The sequence below is a fragment of the Zoogloea sp. LCSB751 genome, from assembly GCF_002028455.1.
GTDB lineage: Bacteria > Pseudomonadota > Gammaproteobacteria > Burkholderiales > Rhodocyclaceae > Zoogloea.
This window is the reverse complement of record NZ_MWUM01000512.1, coordinates 1-244: the sequence shown is the minus strand read 5'-3', so window position 1 is coordinate 244 and position 244 is coordinate 1. Positions and strand designations below refer to the sequence as shown.

The 244-nt window shown below is 53.7% G+C and carries 1 pseudogene; it reads left to right on the top strand.

What is annotated here, in order from left to right:
- A pseudogene (locus tag B4920_RS27525) lies at window positions 1–244 on the top strand (hypothetical protein); the annotation flags it as partial.

The following is a 244-nucleotide window of genomic DNA, read 5'->3' as shown; positions in this document are numbered from 1 at the left end:
ACTGTTTGCCAGCCTGCGCAGCAAACAATCCCAGAAAGGCAAAAAGTTGAAAATTCAGGACTGGTGGGTGCCCCTGCTGTGCCTGTACGCAGGGTTGTGGCCTTCCGAGGCCTGCCAGCTCAAAACTCAGAACATCAAACAGGTTGAGGGGATTTGGTGTTTGATGGTCGATGCGGGAGAGGCGGATCAACAGCTCAAAACTGTCAATGCGTACCGTACCGTGCCACTGCACAGTGCGTTGATC